Origin of the sequence: Actinophytocola sp., assembly GCF_050699935.1 — a bacterium.
GTDB lineage: Bacteria > Actinomycetota > Actinomycetes > Mycobacteriales > Pseudonocardiaceae > Actinophytocola.
This window is the reverse complement of record NZ_JBOHGB010000070.1, coordinates 1-20,496: the sequence shown is the minus strand read 5'-3', so window position 1 is coordinate 20,496 and position 20,496 is coordinate 1. Positions and strand designations below refer to the sequence as shown.

Here is a 20,496-nt window from a genome sequence, read left to right as displayed (position 1 = left end):
GGGAGGCTCGCCATGGTCTTTCTCTACATCCTCATCTTGGTCCTGATCGTCGCCGGAATCTGGGCGAGCAGCTGCGTTCGCGTGATCAAGCAGTACGAACGGGGACTCGTTTTCCGTTGGGGGCGCGTGCAAAGCGCCGTACGCGGGCCGGGTCTCGCGGTCATCGCGCCGGTCGCCGACCGCTTGCAGAAGGTCAACCTGCAGGTCGTCACCATGCCGGTGCCGGCCCAGGAGGGCATCACGCGCGACAACGTGACGGTGCGGGTCGATGCCGTCGTGTACTTCAAGGTCGTCGACCCCACACAGGCCATCGTGAACGTCGAGGACTACCGGTTCGCGATCGGTCAGGTCGCGCAGGCCTCGCTGCGGTCGATCATCGGCAAGAGCGACCTGGACGACCTGCTGTCCAACCGCGAGAAGCTCAACCAGGGCCTGGAGTTGATGATCGACACGCCCGCACTGGACTGGGGCATCCACATCGACCGCGTCGAGATCAAGGACGTGGCGCTGCCCGAAGCGATGAAACGCTCGATGTCGCGCCAGGCCGAGGCGGAGCGGGACCGCCGGGCCCGGGTCATCTCGGCCGACGGCGAGTTCCAGGCGTCCCAGAAGCTGTCCGATGCCGCGCGGGTCATGGCCGACACCCCGGCCGCGCTGCAGCTGCGGTTGCTGGAGACGGTCGTGGCGGTCGCGGCGGAGAAGAACTCGACGCTCGTGCTTCCGTTCCCGGTCGAGCTGCTCCGCTTTCTCGAACACGCTCGTGAGACGCCGGAATCGGTGAAGCCGATCAGGGAATCCGCTCCGCAACGTAGCGATGACGAGCAGTAGTTTCCCTGCACAGTGCGACAAACGGGCGTGACGGACCGTCAAAGATTGCGGTGATATAACGCACAGATCACGGTAAGGTCTTGCTCGGGCCCCACCCCATCGGGTGAGGGTGTGGCCATGGCCAAGCATCGTGTCAGCAAGGAGGGGCGAAGAAGGCTCTTCGGGAGCCGCGCCCGCGACGACCTGTTCGAGCGGAGCTTCCAAACCTGCCGCCGCTGCGGCAAGGACGTGTACGTGCTCGCCGAAGGCTGCCGCGGCTGCGGCGCCAGCCTGGAGTTCGCCGGACGACTGTTCTGAGTGGCCCTGCGCACCTTCGTGACGCGAACGAGCGTTAACGGCGCGATACTGACCGGTAATCCCAGTCTCGCCCGGAGGGAGCGCCGTCATGGCCCGCCTAGCCCAGACCGCCGGACTCACCGATGTGCAACAGGAGATCCTCGCGACGGTCCGGGACTTCGTGGACAAGGAGATCATCCCGCACGCGCAGCGGCTCGAGCACGACGACGCCTACCCGCAGGACATCGTCGACGGGATGAAGCAGATGGGGCTGTTCGGCCTCACGATCCCCGAGGAGTACGGCGGGCTCGGCGAGTCGCTGCTCACCTACGCGCTCGTGGTGGAGCAGATCGCCCGCGGCTGGATGAGCGTGTCGGGCGTGATCAACACCCACTTCATCGTGGCGCACATGGTTCGCCACCACGGGACCGACGAGCAGAAGCAGAACCTGTTGCCGCGGATGGCCTCCGGCGAGGTGCGCGGCAGCTTTTCGATGTCCGAGCCGGACCTGGGCTCGGACGTCGCCGCGATCAAGACCCGGGCGAGGCGCGACGGTGCCGACTACGTCGTCGACGGCGCGAAGATGTGGCTCACCAACGGTGGCACGTCGAACCTGATCGCGTTGCTGGTGAAGACCGACGAGGGCGCGGCGAAAGCACACCAGAACCTGACGGCGTTCCTGGTGGAGAAGCCGACCGGGTTCGGTGAGGTGGCGCCCGGGCTGACCATTCCCGGCAAGATCGACAAGATGGGCTACAAGGGCGTCGACACGACCGAGGCGGTGTTCGACGGCTACCGCATCGGCGCCGACAAGGTCCTCGGCGGCGCGCCGGGCCGGGGCTTCGCGCAGATGATGGACGGCGTCGAGGTGGGTCGGGTCAACGTGGCCGCGCGGGCGTGCGGCATCGCGATCCGGGCGTTCGAGCTGGCGGTGGACTACGCCCAGCAGCGCCACACGTTCGGCAAGCCCATCGCCGCGCACCAGGCGATCGCGTTCAAGCTGGCGGAGATGGCCACCAAGGTCGAGGCCGCCCACCTGATGATGGTCAACGCCGCGCGGCTCAAGGACTCGGGCGAGCGCAACGACGTCGAGGCGGGGATGGCGAAGCTGCTCGCGTCGGAGTACTGCGCCGAGGTGACGCAGGAGAGCTTCCGCATCCACGGTGGCTACGGATACTCCAAGGAGTACGAGATCGAGCGGCTGATGCGCGAGGCCCCGTTCCTGCTGATCGGCGAGGGCACGAGCGAGATCCAGAAGACGATCATCAGCCGCGGGCTGCTTCGTGAGTACCGGACCAAGGGCTGAGACATCCGCATCGAGGTTGTAACGTCCCCCGCGGTGCCCTCGATTTCGCGGCCATGCTCGGCGAGCTTGACTGACGCGGGGTTAGCACTGTTCGCCCGGTATTGGCAGGATGGACGTAACTGCTGAACGAGGTGAGCAACGGTGACCGGTGCGTTCTCCGGCGCGGGACGAGGAAGTCAGGGTCTTCCCAGGGTCCCGACGCCTCCGTCGGGCTGGCCGATCGGGTCCTACGACACCTACAAGGAGGCCCACCGGGCGGTCGAATACCTTGCCGGCAACGAGTTCCCGGTCCAGGAGGTCACGATCGTCGGAGTCGACCTGATGTTGGTCGAACGGGTCATCGGTCGGCTCAGCTGGCCCAAGGTGCTCGGAACCGGTGCCCTGTCCGGCGCCTGGTTCGGCCTGTTCGTCGGTCTGCTGCTCGGGCTCTTCAGCTCACAGACCATGTCCTTCGCGCCGATTCTCGTGGGGCTCTCCGCCGGCGTGGTGTTCGGTCTCGTCTTCGCCGCGGTGGGGTACGCGACCACGCGCAGCAGTGGGCGCGAGATCGCCTCGGCGAGCCAGCTCGTCGCCGGCCGATACGATGTTCTCGCCCAGCCGCGCAATGCGGAGAAGGGCCGTGATCTGCTCGCCAAACTAGCGATGCGCCCCCGAACGGAGTAACGAACAATCCGGCAGGCGGCCCGTTACAGGCCTTTTCTGAATCGTTGCCCATCTTGCTTGCGGGCCGTGATCATCGGGCCTAGGTTCATTGCACCAACGCATCAGGTGACGCGTTCCCGAGGCACGTCGAGGTGCTGGTGCCAGCCGCTAGCTGTGGTTTTGCCGCTGGACCTCCCGTCGCCGGCGGGAGGAAGGCAGGGTTTTTCATGGGCAGTACCCGGACGAGCGGCCGGGGCGTGGTCCGCTGGCGCGCAGTCGCCGCGACCAGCGCGGCGCTCGTCGCCGCGCCGGCTATCGCGGCCTGCGGGTCGGACGGCGGCACACAGATCAACGTGTATTACGCGCCGGAAGAGAACTTCCAGGCAGTGATCGACAACTGCAACGAGCAGGCTGACGGTCGCTACGAGATCGTCTACCGAAAGCTGCCCCGCGACGCGGACGGCCAGCGCGAGCAGATGGTGCGAAGGCTCGCGGCCGGCGACACCGACCTCGACATCCTCGGACTGGATGTCACCTGGGTGCCGGAGTTCGCCGAGGCGAACTGGCTGGAGGAATGGACCGGCGAGGACAGGTCCGACGCCGAGGCGGGAGTGCTCGAGGGTCCACTGTCGACGGCGATGTGGAACGACCGGCTCTACGCCGCGACGAAGAACACGAACGTGCAGCTCCTCTGGTACGACTCGACGGTCACACCGCAGCCACCCGAGACATGGCGCGAGATGATCGACATGGCCAAGCAGCTGAAGAGCGAGGGCAAGCCCTACGAGATCCTCTTCACCGGAGCCCAGTACGAGGGCCTCGTGGTCACCTACAACACCTTGGTCGCCTCGGCCGGCGGGCAGATCCTGTCCGAGGACGGCAGCGAGGTGGTCATGGACCAGGGCGCGGTCGACGCGCTCGAGCTGCTCCAGGAGGTCTCCAGCTCGGGGGTCACCAACCCCTCGCTGACGAACGCGCAGGAGCAGCAGGTGCAGCAGGCGTTCGAGGCGCCGAACAGCACGGCCGCCTTCGAGCTCAACTGGCCCTATGTCTACGCGGCGATCCAGGAAGCGAACCCGGAGCGGGCCAAGAATCTCAAGTGGACTCGTTACCCGGGCATCGACGGCCCGAGCAGGGTGACCGTCGGCGGCTACAACCTCGCGGTGAGCGCGTACTCGCAGCACAAGCCCGAGGCGTTCGAGGCGGCGCTGTGCCTGCGCAGTCCGGAGAGCCAGAAGTTCTCCGCCATCAAGGACGGCGTGCCGCCGACGATCGAGTCGGTCTACACGGACGACCGGCCGCTCGACCCGGACCAGCCGGAGGACGCGGCGAACAACCCGAGCATGGCGACCGCGTACCCGATGCGCGACACGATTCTCGAGGAGCTCCAGGACGCCGCGGTCCGTCCGCTGACCGTGGTGTACCAGAACCTGTCCACCATCACGTCCAAAGTGCTCTCACCGCCGGCGGAGATCGATCCGGAGGCGACGGCGGAGGAGCTTCGTGACGGCCTGCAGAAGGCACTCGAGTCGAAGGGAGTGCTGCCGTGAGTCAGACCATTGACACCGCCCCACCCGCGGAAGTCACGCCGGCGAAGAAGAAGCCCGTGCTGAGCGAGGGCAAGCGGGCGGAGCGCCGGCTGGGCTGGCTGCTGTGCGCACCGGCGGCGATCGTGATGGTCGCGGTGACCGGCTGGCCGATCATCTACTCGGTGTGGTTGTCCTTGCAGCGGTACGACTTGCGGTTCCCGGACCAGCGGGAGTTCGTCGGGCTGAGCAACTACGTCGCGGTGCTGTCGGACCAGTACTGGTGGACCGCGTTCGGGATCACGACGCTGATCACGGTGGTGTCGGTGGTCATCGAGCTGGTGCTGGGCATGGTGCTGGCACTGGTGATGCACCGGACGCTGGTGGGTCGCGGCCTGGTGCGGACGGTGTCGCTGATTCCGTACGGGATCGTCACCGTCGTGGCGGCGTTCTCCTGGTTCTACGCGTGGAACGCCGACACCGGGTACCTCTCGGACCTGTTCGGCGCGGAAGCGCCGCTGACACAGCAGCTTCCGTCGCTGCTGATCATCATTCTGGCGGAGGTGTGGAAGACCACCCCGTTCATGGCGCTGCTGCTGATGGCCGGACTGGCGCTGGTGCCTGACGACCTGCTCAAGGCGGCGTCGATGGACGGCGCTACCGCGTGGCAGCGGTTCACCAAGGTCATGATCCCGGTGATGAAGCCGGCGATCCTGGTGGCACTGCTGTTCCGCACGCTCGACGCGTTCCGGATCTTCGACAACATCTTCGTGCTGACCAAGGGCGCCAACGACACGTCGTCGGTGTCGATGCAGACCTACAACAACCTGATCAAGGGGTTGAACCTCGGCATCGGGTCGACCATGTCGGTGTTGATCTTCATCGCGGTGGCGATCATCGCGTTCGTGTTCGTCAAGATGTTCGGTGCTGCCGCGCCGGGTAATGCTCCGGGAGGGAAGCGCTGATGGCCGTGATCGGTGGGAGTACCACCGGCCGCAAGGTGCGGTGGTCGATCGTCGACATCGTGATCGTGGTGTACGCCTTGATCCCGGTGTTGTGGACGGTGTCTCTGTCGTTCAAGACGGTGGAGTCGCAGACGGACAAGAAGTTCTTCCCATCGGAGTGGACGCTCCAGAACTACAAGGACATCTTCACCACCAACGAGTTCGTCCGGGCCCTGATCAACTCGATCGGGATCTCGGTGATCGCCACGCTGATCGCCGTCGTGCTCGGCACGATGGCCGCGTACGCGATCGCTCGCCTGGACTTCCCGGGCAAGCAGGCCCTGGTCGGGGTGTCGCTGCTGATCGCGATGTTCCCGCAGGTGTCGTTGGTGTCGCCGCTGTTCGAGATGGAGCGCAACCTCGGGCTGTTCGACACGTGGGGCGGGCTGATCCTGCCGTACATCACGTTCGCGTTGCCGCTGGCGATCTACACCCTGTCCGCGTTCTTCCGGGAGATCCCGTGGGAGCTGGAGAAGGCGGCGAAGATGGACGGGGCGACCCCGGCCCAGGCGTTCCGTCGCGTGATCGCGCCGCTGGCGGCGCCTGGCGTGTTCACCACGGCGATCCTGGTGTTCATCTTCTGCTGGAACGACTTCCTGTTCGCCATCTCGCTGACCTCGACCGAGGCGTCGAGGACGGTGCCGGCGGCGCTGTCGTTCTTCACCGGTGCCTCGCAGTTCGAGGCGCCGACCGGGACGATCTCCGCGGCCGCCGTGGTGATCACCATCCCGATCATCGTGTTCGTGTTGTTCTTCCAGCGTCGCATCGTCGCGGGGCTGACGTCCGGTGCCGTGAAGGGCTGAGGTAAATGGCAGAGATCGTCCTTGACAAGGTGACCAAGCGGTACCCCGACGGTGCCCTTGCGGTGTCCGATGCGGACATCAAGATCGCGGATGGTGAGTTCATCATCCTGGTCGGACCGTCCGGGTGCGGGAAGTCCACGATGCTCAACATGATCGCCGGGCTGGAGGACATCTCCTCCGGAGAGCTGCGCATCGACGGGCAGCGGGTCAACGAGAAGGCGCCGAAGGACCGGGACATCGCGATGGTGTTCCAGTCCTACGCGCTGTACCCGCACATGAGCGTGCGCGAGAACATGGCGTTTCCGTTGCGGCTGGCGAAGGTCGACGACGCGACGGTGCGGGCGAAGGTGGACGAGGCCGCGAACATCCTCGACCTCACCCAGCACCTGGAGCGCAAGCCGGCGAACCTGTCCGGTGGCCAGCGCCAGCGGGTCGCGATGGGCCGCGCGATCGTCCGTAGCCCCAAGGCGTTCCTGATGGACGAACCACTGTCCAACTTGGACGCCAAGCTACGCGTGCAGATGCGTACCTCGGTGTCGAAGCTGCAGAAGCAGCTGGCCACCACCACCGTGTACGTCACGCACGACCAGACCGAGGCCATGACCCTGGGCGACCGCGTCGTGGTGCTGCGCAGCGGGCTGGTCCAGCAGATCGGTTCGCCGCAGTTTCTCTACGACAACCCGGCCAACCTGTTCGTCGCCGGCTTCATCGGCTCGCCGGCGATGAACTTCCTGCCGGGCACGCTGGAGAACGGTCAGCTCTCGACCGGTCTGGGTTCGGTGGCGCTGTCCGACCGGGTTCGGCGGCTGGCAGAGGCAGCCAAGGCGCCTCGCGACGTGATCGCCGGCGTCCGGCCGGAGCACTTCGAGGACGCGCGGCTGCTCGACGCGGCGGCGAAGACGGACGGCTCCACGTTCACCGCGACCGTGGACGTGCTGGAGTCGATGGGCTCGGACAAGTACGTCTACTTCACGATCGAGGGTGAGATCGCGTCCTCCGCCGAGCTCGAGGAGCTCGCCGCGGACGCGGGGTCCGCGGACGTACCGGCCAGCGGCGCGCAGCTGGTGACCCGACTGTCCGCGACCTCGTCGGCGAAGGAGGGCGAGAAGGTCGACGTCTGGTTCGACACCGACAAGGTCCAGCTGTTCGACCCCTCGTCGGGCCGGAACCTGACGTACTCAGAGTAGGTCCGCCAGGCCGTAGTAGGCGTAGCTGCCCGGTGTGGGGCTGTACAGCAACTGCGCGTCGACGAGCTCCTCGAGGGCTCGTGCGACGAGCGGTCGCGGCCACCCGGTCAGCTGCGCCGCTGCGGCCTGCGTGATCTCCCGGCCGTCGCGGGGTAGGCGCGCCAGGAGATCGGCGGCCGCCCGTTCGGTCTCGTTCCCGCTGTCCGCGAGCTGCCGCACGTTGACGAGCAGGCTCGCCCGCACGTCGGCGAGCTCGGCGAGCCGGCTGTCCGCGGCGTCGAGCAGTTCCACCCACGACGCGAGCGGCCAGTGTGGCCGGGTCGTCGCGCGGGTGGCGACGATGCGCAGGGCCAGCGGGTTGTACGCGCACAGCCGCGCGAGCTCGGCCGCCGCGTCCGGTTCGGCGTCGACCTTGCGCTGGCCCGCGATCCTGGCCAGCAGCGTGACTGCCTCGTCCTTGGTCAGGTTGCCCACGTGCGTGTGAACCGCGCCGTCCGGGCCGGCGATCGGCCGGCGGCTGGTCACGAGCGCCGCACAGCCCGGCTCGTCCGGGATCGCCGGCAACACCTGGGACGGGTTCGTCGCGTTGTCCAGCACGACGAGCATCCGCCGGCCGTGCAGCCGGGACCGGTAGGCGCGGGCGGGATCGGTGCCGGCTCGCGGCACGCCCAGCTCGTCCAGCAGCGCGGTCAGCACCGCCGACGGGCTCGCGGATGCCGTGCCGGGCCGGTTGCCGGCGAGGTCGACGTAGAGCGTGCCGTCGGCGAACCGGTCGCCGCACTCGTGCGCGAACCGGACGGCCAGGGTGGACTTGCCGGCACCCGCCGGGCCGTGCACGAAGCACGCCACGGGGCCGGTTGAGGCGAACCGCTCGCGCAGCTCGTCGAGCTCGGCGGCGCGGCCGACGAACGTGGCGATCGGCGGCGGCAGCTCGGCCGGCGGGTGGTCCGCGGCCGGCGCCGGATCGGGCCCGACTCGGACGAACGGCACGGACAGCGTCAGGTCCTCACGCAGGATCCGCTCCTGGAGCCGGCGCAGCTCCACGCCCGGCTCGACGCCGAGCTCCTCGACGAGCCGCTCCCGGATGCGATGGTAGTGGCCGAGCGCCTCGGCCGACCGGCGGCTGCGGTACAGCGCGATCATCAGCTGCCGGCACAGCCGCTCGCGCAGCGGGTAGGTACCGGTCAGCTCGGTGAGCTCGGGCACGAGCCGCGCGTGCCAGCCCAGCCGCAGCTTGACCTCGAAGCTCTCCTCCAGCGCGCCGAGGTACATCTCCTCCAGGCGGGGTGCGTGCACCAGGCGCATCGGCACGTCGCCGAGGTCGGCCAGCGGGGTGCCGCGCCACAGCGCGAGCGCGGCGTCGAACAGCCGCGCGGCCCGGACCGGGTCGGGCGAGGCGACCGCGCGAGCCTGCTCGACCAGGCCGGCGAAGCGGGTGGCGTCGACGGACTCCGGCTCGACGACCAGCCGGTAGCCGGGCGGCACGGTCTCCAGCACCGGCCGGGGGAGTACACGTCGCAGCCGCTGGACGTAGTTGCGGATGGTGACCTGCGCGGTGTGCGGCGGCTCGGGTCCCCACAGCTGGTCGACGATCGATTCGACGGCCACCGTCTCACCCGCGCGGACGAGGAGCGTGGCGAGCACCGCCCGCTGCATCGGCGCGGTCACCGGGACGAGTGCGCCGTCGTGCCACACCTCGACCGAACCGAGGATCCGGAAGTCCAAACCGCGGCTCCTTCTCGAGTGTCCGGATCGCACGCTACCAAGCCGCTACCGCGGTGCTACGGCGCCGATGACGTCGTCCGCGAGCCTGTGAGCAGGGACATCACGGAGGGCATGGACATGGGGAGAACGGGACTGGTCATCGGTCTGCTGACATTGGTGCTGGCCGGGCTCGCGCCTGGGCCGGCGGCCGCCGCGCCGCCGCCGGACGAGTCCGCGCAGGGCTCGATGACGTTCGTGCTGGACGCGTCCGGCTCGATGACCGCACGGCTGCCGGGCGGTCGTACCCGAATGGACGCCGCGAAGACCGCGATGAACACGCTGATCGACGGGCTTGCGGTGAACGTCCACGTGGGGCTCGAGGTGTACGGCACGTCGACGGGGAGCTCCGAGGGGGAGAAGGCCGCCGGCTGCAGGGATGTGCGGACCCTGCAGCCGGTCGGCCGAGTGAACAAGAAGGCGATGCGCGCGCGGGTCGCCGGCATCGAGCCGCGCGGGTACACGCCGATCGGGCGCTCGCTGCGGCATGCCGCGGCCGCGCTGCCGGAGACCGGCCCCCGCGCGATCGTGCTCGTGTCGGACGGGATCGACACGTGCGCGCCGCCCGCGCCGTGCGACGTGGCGAAGGCGCTCGACGGGGCGGGCGTGGAGCTCTCGGTGCACGCGGTGGGGTTCCAGGTCGACCCGGCGGCACGTGAGCAGCTCGAGTGCATCGCGTCGGAGACGGGCGGGGAGTACCACGACGCGCCGGACGCGGAGACGCTCGAGGACCTGCTGCCGGAGATCGCCGACCGGGCGCTGCGCAACTACGCGGTCACCGGGCAGAGCGTGAGCGGCGCGCCGACTCCCGAGGAGGCGGAGTACCTGGTTCCCGGGCAGTACACCGACTACGTCGAGCGGCGCGAGCGGCACTACTACCAGGTACACGTGCCCGACGGGGCGACCGGGCACTTCAGCGTCGTGCACACCATCGAGCTCGGCGCCAAGCGCGTGGACTCCGGCGTCGACCTGCGACTCATCGACGCGGCGAAGCGGACGTGCGCGAAGAGCCGGGGATTCCGGGAGTTCACCTACGACGGCCCGGAGACCGCCTCCGTGTCGTGGACCGCGGACGCCGACTCGACCTGCGATCCGGGTGGGCCGCACTACCTGGAGGTCGTCTGGGACAACTCCGACGACACCGGGAGCGATGAGATCGAGATTCTCGTCGGCGTCGAGCCGCGGGTGCTGGACGATCCCGGTTCGCCCTCGGCGGAGGAGGCCGAGTTCACCGAGCCGTCCACCGGTCAGGACATCGTGTGGGGTGGCGGATCCTTCAACGACGCGGCGGCGCTGCCCGGCACGGGCCGGTACCTGGACCGGGTGCGGTACAGCGAGTACAGCGTCTACAAGGTGTGGCTCGAGTGGGAGCAGGCGCTGTCCTACCGGGTCACGTTCCTCGACGGTGCGGCCGAGGGGCGTGCGACCGCGGTGACCGAGCTGCGCGGTCCGACCCGGGCGAGCCTGCGCGACCACTGGTGGAAGTCCGCGGACTACTCCGGTTCGGCCGTGACACTGGGACCCGTTGGCACGCCTGAGGTTTCCTACGCGAACCGGTCCGGTGAGTACGCGCCCGCGTCCGCCGCCGGCTGGTACTACGTCGTGGTGAAGTTGAGTCCGGTGTGGACAGAGGACAACACGGTGCCGGACACGCAGCCGAGCTTCGAGATCGCGCTGACGGTGAGCGGCGACGTCGCCGCCGGGCCGCGGTTCGCCGAGGTGAACGTGCCATCGAGCGCACCGCCGACGCCGACGGCGCGGTCGACGTGGACGCCGCCCACTGCCACCGCCCCGGTCGTGCTGTCGGCCGCGGGATTTCCGTGGTGGCTCGCCGGTGCGATCGGCGCGGTGCTGGTGTTCGCGGTGGTCGTCCTGGTCGTGCTGCGGCGGCGGAGCACGGCGCGGAGGTAGCCGGCCCGTGGCGCGGGGCGGGCGCCGCTCAGTGGCGGGACGTCGTGCGGAACAGCCGGCGCTCGGCCGAGTGCGGAGCGGCTCGCGAGGTCGCCTCCGGGTGGTGGCGCGCCAGGACCACGACCCCGAAGATCGCGACCAGCGCGCCGGCCACCAGGCCCATCCCGATGACGCCGCCGGCGTTCGCGGTCTCGTCCAGCAGCCCGATCGCGATCGCGGTGGCGACCAGTGGGCTCAGCACCGTCTGGCAGCCGACCACGATGTCGGGCGGGCCGCTCGCGTAGGCGAGCTGGATGAACCAGGAGCCGATCGCGAACGACGCCACCAGCGCCGTCGCGGACAGCGGGGACACACCGGCGAAGCCGTTGGTCTGGAACGTGTACGTGACGTCCCGGACCAGCACCGACACCAGCCCGTACGCCGCCCCAGCGCCCGTCGCGAGCATCACGCAGCGCAGGATGCCGTGACGCAGCCAGCCGACCGCGCCGAACAGCACGACCGCGCCCGCGATGATCTGGCACGCCAGCAGGATGGCCGAGTCGGGGAACACGACCGGGCTCGCGTGCCCGGACGCCAGCGCGACGAACAGCGCGACACCGAGCGTGCTCGCGACGACCGCCACAGTGGCGGGTGTGTCGAGGCGCTCGCCGGACGTGCGCGCGTTGAGCACCGCCACCGCGGGCAGCGCGAGCACGACTATCGGGGCGACGATCGTGACCGGTGCGAGTGCGAGCGCAAGGATCTGCAGCACCGCGCACGCGGTCAGCACGGCGACGCCGAGCAGCCACTTGCGGTTGTGCACCAGCCTGGCGATCGCACGCAGGCCGAGCCCCGCGTCCCGGGTCTCGCTGCGAACCCCCTGATGCTGCAGCTGGGCGCCGATCGCGCTGCACAGCGCGCCGAGCACGGCGAACGCTATGGCGAGCGGAATCATCCGGTGGCCTCGACTCTCGCTGGCTCCCGGCGTTCGCGGGCGGTACTGACCGCGACACGGAGCAGCCGCATCGCGAGCGCCATCAGCATCAGCATCTCAAGCCCGAAGAGCGCGCGCTGTACGAGCCCGGAGATGCCTCGTCCGTCCAGCACACCAGGAATCGCGAGGGTGGGGAAGATGTCTGGAAGGCGAGTCGCCAGGTAGGCGGCGGCCAGCCCCATCGCGACCATCGCCATCCGCCGCACCACCCGGGCCGTGCGCGCCCAGCGGTCGTCGGTCGCGAGCCGCCGGGCGAGGCTCACTCCCGCGAGCGGCAGGCTGACGAACAGTGACGCGCCGGCGATCTGGTGGATCAGTCCGGACGTGCTCACGATCGACTTGCCGTTGTCCGTCGGGAAGATCGCGCACAGCGTGAGGCTGGTGCACCAGATGCCGAAGAAGGCCGTCGCCGCGCCGCCGAACCGGATGCCCGCCACCCACATGCCGACGAGCATCAGCACCGTGCCGAGGGCCAGCACCGTCACCGAGGTGGCGAACTCCTCACGGCCGTCGCCGTAGAAGACGTAGTAGCTGACCGCCCGGGAGAACGGGTCGACCTCGTGGGCGAAGTGAATGTTGAGGTAGGTCATCGTGACCAGCGACCGGACCAGCGCGACGAGCGACAGCAGCGACAGGCACGCGGACAGGAGGAGGAACCCGCCCACCCACGGCCCTCGCCTGGTCAGTCGCCCAGCTCTCCCCGGTGATCTGGAGGAACCATCCATCACACTCCCCCACAGCCATCAGACTCCTCTTGTGATCAACGCATGACGCCCCCTACAGATTCCCGTATGTGAACTGAGAAACCCCTCAGCTCATGTGATCATGTACCCGATCGGCTGATTTGGTCCGGCTCCCTGCCGAGGCGTGCCGTGGCCCCGGCCGGGCAGGTGTGGTCAGCGCTCCCAGATCTGCACCCCGCGAACCACGTAAGGCGCCTCCGGGACGTACGTGCCGCCGCCCGGATACGTGCTGAACTCACCCTCGGTGCTGCAGTCGCGTCCCTGGTAGACCGTGACGGGCCGCCCGGAGCGGTTGGCGAACGAGCGCCCGTCGGCGTCCTCGGGCAGCGGTACGCACTCGCCGGGATTCGCGTTCTCGAGCGCGACGCGGATGATCGGTCCCCCGTAGTCCTCGGCGGGCCAGACGCAGAACTCGCCGCGCTCGCACATGGTCCCGGCGGTCGTGGCGCCCGCGATCCCGGCGCCGCTCGCCGCCGCGGTCGCGACCGCCGCACCGGCCGTCGCCACGACGATGATCGCCCGCCCGATGGTGTTCCTCATCGCTCGTTTCCTTTCCCCTGCGGTTCGTCGCGGCGGAGATGACCGCGACGAGATCAAGAGTGGCCCGGAAAGAGCGAATGGCAAAAACAGTTGTCCACAGGCGAGCAGTTGTCCACAGGCGACCGTTCGAACGGCATTGTCGTCGGCCCTGCCCGGTACAATCGGCGACCTTTGTCCGTCGCGGAGAACGATCAGTGGGTAGAGAAGATCACGGTTTGGTCCCGCTGCTACGGCTGTCGCGGACCGTTTCGATCACGTCGTCGTCCCACCGGTGCGTGCGCATCAGCTTGTAGCGCTCGCAGGCGACCCACATGTAGGCCTTCGCCTCGGTCTGCGTCTCGATCAGACCCGCCTGCCGCAGCATGCGGACCACGGGCAGGAACTCGTCCTCGTACCAGCGCTGGGCGACCTCCGCGCGGTTCAGGAACCGGCCCTCGTCCTGCATCAGCCGGTAGCCCCACGCCTCGACGGCCTCCGCCAGCTCCGCGTACTCCCACGGGTCGACCAGCGACATCGCCCGGCGCGCCTCGCCGGTCAGTGGCACGCGGTCCAGGAAGATCCGCCGGTAGTCCTTCATCAGCAGGTCGCCGCGGTACCGCACGCCCTCGGGGGACAGCCGTGTGGTCACCTCGGTGACGTACGCGTCGATCGTGCTCAGGTTGAGCGCGTGCGCGACCGACACGCGGTGGTGGCCGTCGACCACGAAGTGCATCTCGCCGACCCGGTAGACCTCGATCGGCGGAATCGCCTCGCCCCGCCGCTGCGCGAGCGCGAGCCGCTGCCACCGCTCCCGCACCTGCCCCGACGTGGGCCGGAACCGGCGGTCGAACTCCCGGGACCGGTCGACCGTGCCCACGATCGAGTCCAGCGGGATCACCCGCAGGCCGAGTCGCCGCTCTCCGGTGCGCCCCAGCGCGGTGACGACCTCGTCGAACGGCAACATGATGTTCACGTCGTCGGGCGAGCGGCGAAGCCACTGGGCGAGCCTCGACAACACCTGCCGCCGGCGCATCCGCAGGAAGTCGTTCTCGGCGTCCGCGGTCGGGAATCCGGTGTCACGGCTCATCGCCACCCCCTTGGTCCGGTATCTCCAGGATGCGGTAGCCGACGGTGTTCACGACACGGGTTTTCCCTAGGTCCCTGTCGGGCACGGGCTGACCGTGCGGATGAATATGTCCGTGCAGTAACAATTGCGGCCGCATTCGCTCGACCGCCGTGTGCAGACAGGCGAACCCGCGGTGCGGCGGATCGTCCCGGTCGCCGCAGTCCTTGGGCGGCGAGTGAGTGAGCAGCACGTCCACCCGGCGCCCGTCGCGGCGCTCCCTGCGGGCCGCCACCCGCGCCACCTTCGCCGCCCGGCGGGTCTGCTGGCGTTCGGTCCACTGGTTGGGGCCGTCGTTGTACCGGATCGACCCGCCGAGTCCGGCGATCCGCAGACCGGCCGCGTCGACGACCTGTCCGTCCGCGTTCACGCCGCCGGTCGGGCCGGGCCACTCCACCGGCAGCCCGTCACGGATCCACATCCCGCGGCGCTCGTGGCCGGACAGGTCCGCGTCGTGGTTGCCGGGCACGTACACGCAGGGCTTGTCCAGCTCGTTCGACAGGTACTCGAGGTAGTCGAACGGCAGGTCACCGGCACCGAGCACCAAGTCGACGTCCCCTGCCCGCTCGTGCACCCACTCGGTCCACAGCGGTGCGACGACTTCGTCCGAGACGGCCAGTACTTTCGGCACGCCACCGAGCGTACGGAAGTAGGCGTCCGGTCAGGCTAGTGCCGTCACAGCCCGCAACCCATTACCCTCGGACACGAATGTCGGGGAAATTGCAGGGAGCTGACACGAATGGTGGACCAGCCGAGTGCGGGGACCGGTTCGACCGCCGCCTCAAGCGACGACTACTACGTCAGCGGTGGAGTGAACTGGCCGGGGTTCACTCTCGAAGAACTCGTGGCCATGGTCGCGGAGCAGGCAAGCGCGCCGCAGCTGGAGCGTCTCGCGCTGGACTGGCGCATCGCCGGCGACGGCATCACGGACACCGCCGACTACCTGGCGGACGCGCTCGACGACCTCATGAACTACTGGTCCGGCCCGTCCTCGGAGAAGGCTCGTTTCGCCGTCGCGCTGAACGCACAGTGGGTGTCGGACCTCGGCACCACCGCGCGGCAGATGGGTGATCCAATCGACGAGGCCGCCGGCGCGCTCAAGGCCGCCCAGGAGGCCATGCCGCACCTGCCCACCGTCGCGCCGGTCGCGCAGCCGGCCTCCGCGCCGCTCAACGCCGAGCAGGCCGCGGCGCTCTCCGGCAGCCCCATGGGGGCCGCGGTCGGTGCCGCGGCCGCCGGTTCGCGGAGCGCGTTCGCCACCCAGGCCGAGCAGGCCGAGGCGAAGCGCGTCGCGGTGGAGACGATGCAGCGGTTCGAGGCCGCCGCGGTGGGCATCGACCGGGCCACGCCCCGGTTCCTCGGTCAGAACGACGAGCTGGTGCCGCAGGAGGACGATCTGGGCATCCAACCCGGCGAGAGTTCCTGGGCCAGCGAGGTCACCACGACCACCGGCATCGACATGCGGTGGGAGTTGCTCACCAACCTGCCCCTCGACGCCACGGGCGCGGCGCGCGCGGCCGGCGGCATCGAGGGCAGCAACATGGGGTTGATCAACGGGAGCCTCGCCGGTGTCGGCGGCATCGGTGGTGGTGCCGGCGCGATGAGCCTCGGCCCGCTCGCCGGTGCCCCGTCGGGGGTCGGCGGTGTCGGCGGCGACGGTGCCGTGCCTCGCGGCGCGGCGCTGCCCACCGCGCCGACCGGCGCCGTGATAGGTGGGGCGGGCGCGGGGCACGGCGTCGCCGGACCGATGGGTGCCGCCCCGATGGGTGCCGGTATGGGAATGGGGGCCGGGGGCGTGCAGCCACACCGCAGACGAGTCCCCTACGACGCCGACGACCCGTTCGACACGGGCCAGAAGGCCTCACCTCCGGTCATCGGTCTCTGACCAGTCCGCACAAGGGAATTCAGCGCCATGGCAGCAGAGAACTTCTTCACGGCCTCGCAACCGGTCGAGGCCGACACGCTCACGGCGGCGGACCAGCGCGGGATGCTGAGCGGAGACCTCACCGACGCCGCTCCGGCGCCGCCGCCGGCGATGCCCGTGGCCACGCAGCCGGCCGTGCCGGGGGCCGCGGTGCCCGGTACCGCCACACCGGCCGCCGCGACGCCGGCTGCCGCGACGCCGGGAGCCGTGCCGCCCCCGCCGCCGGACATGCCCGAGCAGACGGCCACCACGACGGCCGCGCCCGCGGGCGCGGCGACCGACGGCTGGGCGATCGACACCGACCGGCTGCGCGCGTTCGGCGACGCGGTCACCCGTGCGCGGTCTTTCCTGGACGCGGTGCAGATGAAGGTCGACCGGATGCAGGGTGCCGAGCTCACCCCACAGATCGGCACCAGCCCGGTGGGCCGGCAGCTGGCGAAGAAGTTCGACGACCGGCTCAACTCCACCGCCGGGCTCCGCGCGATGCTCGAAGAGGCCATGAAGCGGATGCAGAAGTTCGTGGCCAGCGCGGAGGCCGCGGCGCGGACGTATGAGGAGATGGACGAGGCCGAGCGGCAGACCTTCGACGGGATCCTGCCGGACACGGGCGGCATCCTGACCGACGTCATCAGCGGCATCATGTCCAATGAGGACGCTGGTTCCGATGACGACCCCGGCTGGGGCAACTACGGCGATGACGACGACCAAGGTGCAGACGACGAGCACGGCTCCGACGACGGCCATGGTGCCGACGACGAGCACGGGGCCGACGACGAGCACGGCTCCGATGACGGCGATGGTGCCGACGGCGGCGATGGTGCTGACGACGAGCACGGCACTGACGACGAGCACGGCACTGACGACGAGCACGGCTCCGATGACGGCGATGGTGCCGATGACGGCGATGGTGCTGACGACGAGCACGGCTCCGGTTCTGATCACGGCTCGGACTCAGGTCACGGAGAAGGTGACGGCGAGGGTTCGGGTCACGGGGACGGGCCGGATGACGGCGACGGGTCGGGCGGTGGCCAGGACGACCCCGGCTCGGACCATGGTGCCGACGGTGGTCCCGGCGGCTCGGGTTCCGATCACGGCGGTTCTGGCGAGGGTCACGGCGGCCCGGGCTCGGACGGCGGATCCGATTACGGCGACGGCGGTTCGGGTTACGGCGACGGTGGTTCGGGTCAGGGTGGGCCCGGTTCGGACGGCGGCTCCGGTCACGGCGGGTCGGACCATGGCGGCCCCGGCTCGGACACGGGGTCCGGCTCAGATCACGGCGGCTCCGGTCAGGATGGGCCGGGTTCGGACGGCGGCTCCGGTCACGGTGGGCCGGGTTCGGACAGCGGTTCCGGTTACGGCCAAGGCGGTTCGGACCACGGCGGGTCGGGTTCGGACGGCGGCTCCGGTCACGGTGGCCTGGGTTCGGACAGCGGTTCTGGTTACGGCCAAGGCGGTTCGGGTGGCGGATTGGGTCCGGATGGCGGCTCGGGCTATGGCGGTTCGGGTTCGGGCGGGCCGGGCTCCGACGGTGGGTCCGGCTTTGGCGGCGGTTCGGACAGTGGCTCGGACAGTGGCTTTGGCGGCGGTTCGGACAGTGGCTCGGACAGTGGCTTTGGCGGTGGCTCGGACAGTGGCTTTGGCGGTGGCTCGGACAGTGGCTTCGGCAGTGGATCGGACAGCGGCTCGGACAGCGGTGGCCACGCCGGGGCCGGGCACGGCGGTTCGGACGGTGGGGCCGGCTACGGGTCGGGTGGCTCGGGGCCGGACCAGGGAGGCCCCGGCGACGAGGCGGGCTCTGGCGGGCACGAGGCCGGGAACGGTTCGGACAGCGGCGGATACGGCAGCGGGTCCGGCACCGGTGCGGACGGCCGTGGAGACATCGGTGGAGACAGCGGTGGAGACAGCGGCCGTGCGGACGGCGGGTCCGGGCAATGGCCGGGCTCCGATCCCGACGGCGGCGGGCACAGCGCAGGCGGTTCCGACCGGCCGACGGTGGGCATCGGCGAAAGCCGCTACGGCTAGATGACCATCAGCGCGAGGTCCGCGGTCCCGGTAGGAGTCGCGGAGGTCGACCTGTTGTGCGCGGCCGCCAACTCCGCGCCGCCCTTTCCGTTGCGGATCCCGAACGCCGGAACCACCATCCGCGAGCGCCGCGCCGTCCTGCGGATCGCGAGGGAGCAGCTCGCCGTCCGCGGCCTCGCCGACGAGCGTGGTCCGCTGGGCGTCGCCGAGGCGTTCGCCTACCTGTTGCAGGACTGCACGCTCGCGCTGGACATGGTCCTCTCCATCGGCGACGACGTGCTCGGCGCGGTGCTTCTCGCCCGGCAGGACATCGCCGTGCTCACCACCCAGGAGCTCACCGGCGACCACACGCTCCGCATGGCCGAGCTGCGCCTCGACGACGCCGTCGACGAGCTGCTCGGCTTCGTCCCGTCCCACGACGCCGCGATGACCTCGCCGTTCAGCCTCCCCACCGGCGCACTCGACCGCGTCCACCGGGACCTGCTCTCCCGCCGCACGCGCGGCCCGCTCGAACCCGACGAGTGGGCGAACCTGCTCGCCCGCCACGGCGTCGACGACCGGACCGCGCGCCGGCTGGCCAGCTACCTGCAGCCCGTCCTCGGCAACGGTCAGGTCGGGCTCGCGACCCGCGGCGGCTACGCCATGGAGTGGCGGCGCGTCGGCGCCGAGCTGCGCTGGCTGGACACCGAGCGGGGCCGCTTCCAGCTCGTCGCCGGCGCGGACGGGGAGTGGATGAGCGTGAACCCGATGCACGCCAACGAGCTCGCCAACGCCGTGCGCCGGATGGCCGGAGAACTCCGCGGCTAACCCCGTTTGCCTGCGGAAAGTTGCCCACGATTCGGTCGGGTTGCTCTCCCGTGCGGACCGTCCATCCGCTACGGTGACCGTCGGAATCGATGGTTGGGGAGAGCAGGGGCCGTGGGCGCTTTCGAGCAGATCATCCAGCAGGCGATGGATGCCAGGAACCTGGCCGCCCAGGTGGCGCAGCAGGCCGCGGAGGATCGCCGGCGGCGTCGCGAGGACAACGACCAGTACGTCATGGGCGGAGTCAACTGGGACGGCTACGACCTGGAGCCGCTCATCAAGATGGTCGGCGAGCGGGCCAACCCGGCGCAGCTCGACGCGCTCGCGGGTGAGTGGAGCCGCCACGGCCAGTCCGTCGTCCGCGCCTCCGAGGACCTGAACCGCTCGATCGCCAGGCTCGTGCAGTACTGGTCCGGCTCGGCGGCCGACGGGGCGCTGCGGAAGGTCACCACGAACGTCGCGTGGATCGCCGAGCTCGGCGGCACCGCACAGCAGATGTCGGCGCCGATCCAGGACGCCAGCGGCGCGCTGCGTTCCGCGCAGGACACGATGCCCGGCATGCCGAAGAACAACTGGCTCGCGACGGCCGGAGGCGGTGCGGCCGCCGGGTTCGCGGTCGGCGGCCCGATCGGCGCCGCGTTCGGCGCCGCGATAGGCGGCATCGCCAGTGTGTTCGGCTTCGGCAGCAGCAAGAAGAAGCTCAAGCGCAAGGCCGTGCAGACCATGCAGCGCTACGAGGCCGCGCTGCTCGGCATCGACGGGTCCACGCCGCAGTTCGGCCAGCCCTCCGACGGCGTCAACCCCGGCACCGGCCCGGTCGGCAACCCCGACCCGGGCATCGGCACACCCGGTGGCTCGGCGCCCCCGCCCGGCACGAACGATCCGGGCCCGCGACCCGGTCCGCCGCCGCCCGGTCCGGTGGGCGGCATCGACAACACCACCGACCCGGCGTTCGCCGGCAGCCCGGAGGCGCGCTGGCAGTCGATCACCGGCCTCGGACCCGCCGCGAGCGGCGGCAACCTGCCGCCCAGTACGGGGCTCGGCGGTGCCAATCCCGTCGGCAACGTCCCCGGCCTGGTCGGCGGTGGCCGCCTCCCGGGCACCGGCCCCGGCGTGCTCGGCGCCGGCCGCGGTGGCGCGGGCC

At 70.0% G+C, this 20,496-nt stretch carries 18 protein-coding genes and 1 pseudogene; 13 read left to right on the top strand and 6 right to left on the bottom strand.

What is annotated here, in order from left to right; genetic code table 11:
• The first annotated feature begins 12 nt into the window (after nt 1–12).
• From ACRDTB_RS21980 to ACRDTB_RS21945, 8 genes are all read left to right on the top strand, one after another.
• Complete coding sequence (locus ACRDTB_RS21980; RefSeq protein ID WP_431433083.1) at nt 13–828, top strand: slipin family protein; 816 nt, start codon at nt 13–15, stop codon at nt 826–828.
• A 117-nt stretch (nt 829–945) separates the two neighbouring features.
• Nucleotides 946–1,125 (top strand): hypothetical protein, encoded by a 180-nt coding sequence (locus ACRDTB_RS21975; RefSeq protein ID WP_431433081.1) that lies wholly within the window; start codon nt 946–948, stop codon nt 1,123–1,125.
• An 88-nt stretch (nt 1,126–1,213) separates the two neighbouring features.
• Nucleotides 1,214–2,410, top strand: coding sequence for an acyl-CoA dehydrogenase family protein (locus ACRDTB_RS21970; RefSeq protein ID WP_431433079.1), 1,197 nt, complete (start codon nt 1,214–1,216; stop codon nt 2,408–2,410).
• Nucleotides 2,411–2,551: 141 nt separating this feature from the next.
• Complete coding sequence (locus ACRDTB_RS21965; RefSeq protein WP_431433077.1) at nt 2,552–3,073, top strand: general stress protein; 522 nt, start codon at nt 2,552–2,554, stop codon at nt 3,071–3,073.
• A gap of 206 nt (nt 3,074–3,279) precedes the next feature.
• Nucleotides 3,280–4,602, top strand: coding sequence for an ABC transporter substrate-binding protein (locus tag ACRDTB_RS21960; protein ID WP_431433076.1), 1,323 nt, complete (start codon nt 3,280–3,282; stop codon nt 4,600–4,602).
• The gene (locus tag ACRDTB_RS21955) at nt 4,599–5,543 is read left to right on the top strand and encodes a carbohydrate ABC transporter permease (protein ID WP_431433074.1); all 945 of its coding nucleotides are present in this window, start codon (nt 4,599–4,601) and stop codon (nt 5,541–5,543) included. Before ACRDTB_RS21960 ends, ACRDTB_RS21955 begins: the two co-directional genes overlap by 4 nt.
• The gene (locus tag ACRDTB_RS21950) at nt 5,543–6,385 is read left to right on the top strand and encodes a carbohydrate ABC transporter permease (RefSeq protein WP_431433072.1); all 843 of its coding nucleotides are present in this window, start codon (nt 5,543–5,545) and stop codon (nt 6,383–6,385) included. The genes ACRDTB_RS21955 and ACRDTB_RS21950 overlap by 1 nt, the downstream gene beginning before the upstream one ends.
• Before the next feature lie 5 nt (nt 6,386–6,390).
• Nucleotides 6,391–7,572: an ABC transporter ATP-binding protein gene (locus ACRDTB_RS21945; protein WP_431433070.1), complete on the top strand. Its 1,182-nt coding sequence runs from the start codon at nt 6,391–6,393 to the stop codon at nt 7,570–7,572.
• Here ACRDTB_RS21945 and ACRDTB_RS21940 read toward each other — a convergent pair.
• Nucleotides 7,564–9,297 carry a BTAD domain-containing putative transcriptional regulator gene (locus tag ACRDTB_RS21940; RefSeq protein WP_431433068.1) on the bottom strand — a complete coding sequence of 578 codons (1,734 nt, stop codon included), beginning with the start codon at nt 9,295–9,297 and terminating at the stop codon, nt 7,564–7,566. The genes ACRDTB_RS21945 and ACRDTB_RS21940 overlap by 9 nt on opposite strands.
• A 117-nt stretch (nt 9,298–9,414) precedes the next feature.
• Here ACRDTB_RS21940 and ACRDTB_RS21935 point away from each other — a divergent pair, with 117 nt between their 5' ends.
• The gene (locus tag ACRDTB_RS21935) at nt 9,415–11,244 is read left to right on the top strand and encodes a vWA domain-containing protein (RefSeq protein ID WP_431433066.1); all 1,830 of its coding nucleotides are present in this window, start codon (nt 9,415–9,417) and stop codon (nt 11,242–11,244) included.
• 28 nt (nt 11,245–11,272) lie between these two features.
• Here the strand turns inward: ACRDTB_RS21935 and ACRDTB_RS21930 are convergent, their stop codons facing one another.
• The 5 genes from ACRDTB_RS21930 to ACRDTB_RS21910 all read right to left on the bottom strand — a co-directional run bounded on the left by ACRDTB_RS21930 (nt 11,273) and on the right by ACRDTB_RS21910 (nt 15,233).
• Complete coding sequence (locus tag ACRDTB_RS21930; protein WP_431433064.1) at nt 11,273–12,178, bottom strand: DMT family transporter; 906 nt, start codon at nt 12,176–12,178, stop codon at nt 11,273–11,275.
• Nucleotides 12,175–12,882, bottom strand: a complete 708-nt coding sequence (locus tag ACRDTB_RS21925) for a DUF998 domain-containing protein (protein ID WP_431433063.1) — start codon at nt 12,880–12,882, stop codon at nt 12,175–12,177. Before ACRDTB_RS21925 ends, ACRDTB_RS21930 begins: the two co-directional genes overlap by 4 nt.
• Before the next feature lie 231 nt (nt 12,883–13,113).
• Complete coding sequence (locus ACRDTB_RS21920; protein WP_431433061.1) at nt 13,114–13,500, bottom strand: peptidase inhibitor family I36 protein; 387 nt, start codon at nt 13,498–13,500, stop codon at nt 13,114–13,116.
• Nucleotides 13,501–13,708: 208 nt separating this feature from the next.
• Nucleotides 13,709–14,566, bottom strand: coding sequence for a chromosome partitioning protein ParB (locus ACRDTB_RS21915; RefSeq protein ID WP_431433060.1), 858 nt, complete (start codon nt 14,564–14,566; stop codon nt 13,709–13,711).
• Nucleotides 14,556–15,233: a metallophosphoesterase family protein gene (locus tag ACRDTB_RS21910; protein WP_431433058.1), complete on the bottom strand. Its 678-nt coding sequence runs from the start codon at nt 15,231–15,233 to the stop codon at nt 14,556–14,558. The genes ACRDTB_RS21915 and ACRDTB_RS21910 overlap by 11 nt, the downstream gene beginning before the upstream one ends.
• 108 nt (nt 15,234–15,341) lie before the next feature.
• Here ACRDTB_RS21910 and ACRDTB_RS21905 point away from each other — a divergent pair, with 108 nt between their 5' ends.
• The 4 genes and pseudogenes from ACRDTB_RS21905 to ACRDTB_RS21890 form a co-directional block, all read left to right on the top strand.
• Nucleotides 15,342–16,487, top strand: a complete 1,146-nt coding sequence (locus ACRDTB_RS21905; protein WP_431433057.1) for a hypothetical protein — start codon at nt 15,342–15,344, stop codon at nt 16,485–16,487.
• A gap of 27 nt (nt 16,488–16,514) precedes the next feature.
• Nucleotides 16,515–18,548, top strand: coding sequence for a hypothetical protein (locus ACRDTB_RS21900; protein WP_431433056.1), 2,034 nt, complete (start codon nt 16,515–16,517; stop codon nt 18,546–18,548).
• Entirely contained in the window at nt 18,549–19,355 is an 807-nt protein-coding gene (locus ACRDTB_RS21895) for an ESX secretion-associated protein EspG (RefSeq protein ID WP_431433054.1), read from the top strand.
• Nucleotides 19,356–19,466: 111 nt separating this feature from the next.
• Nucleotides 19,467–20,496, top strand: a pseudogene (locus ACRDTB_RS21890) (hypothetical protein); the annotation flags it as partial.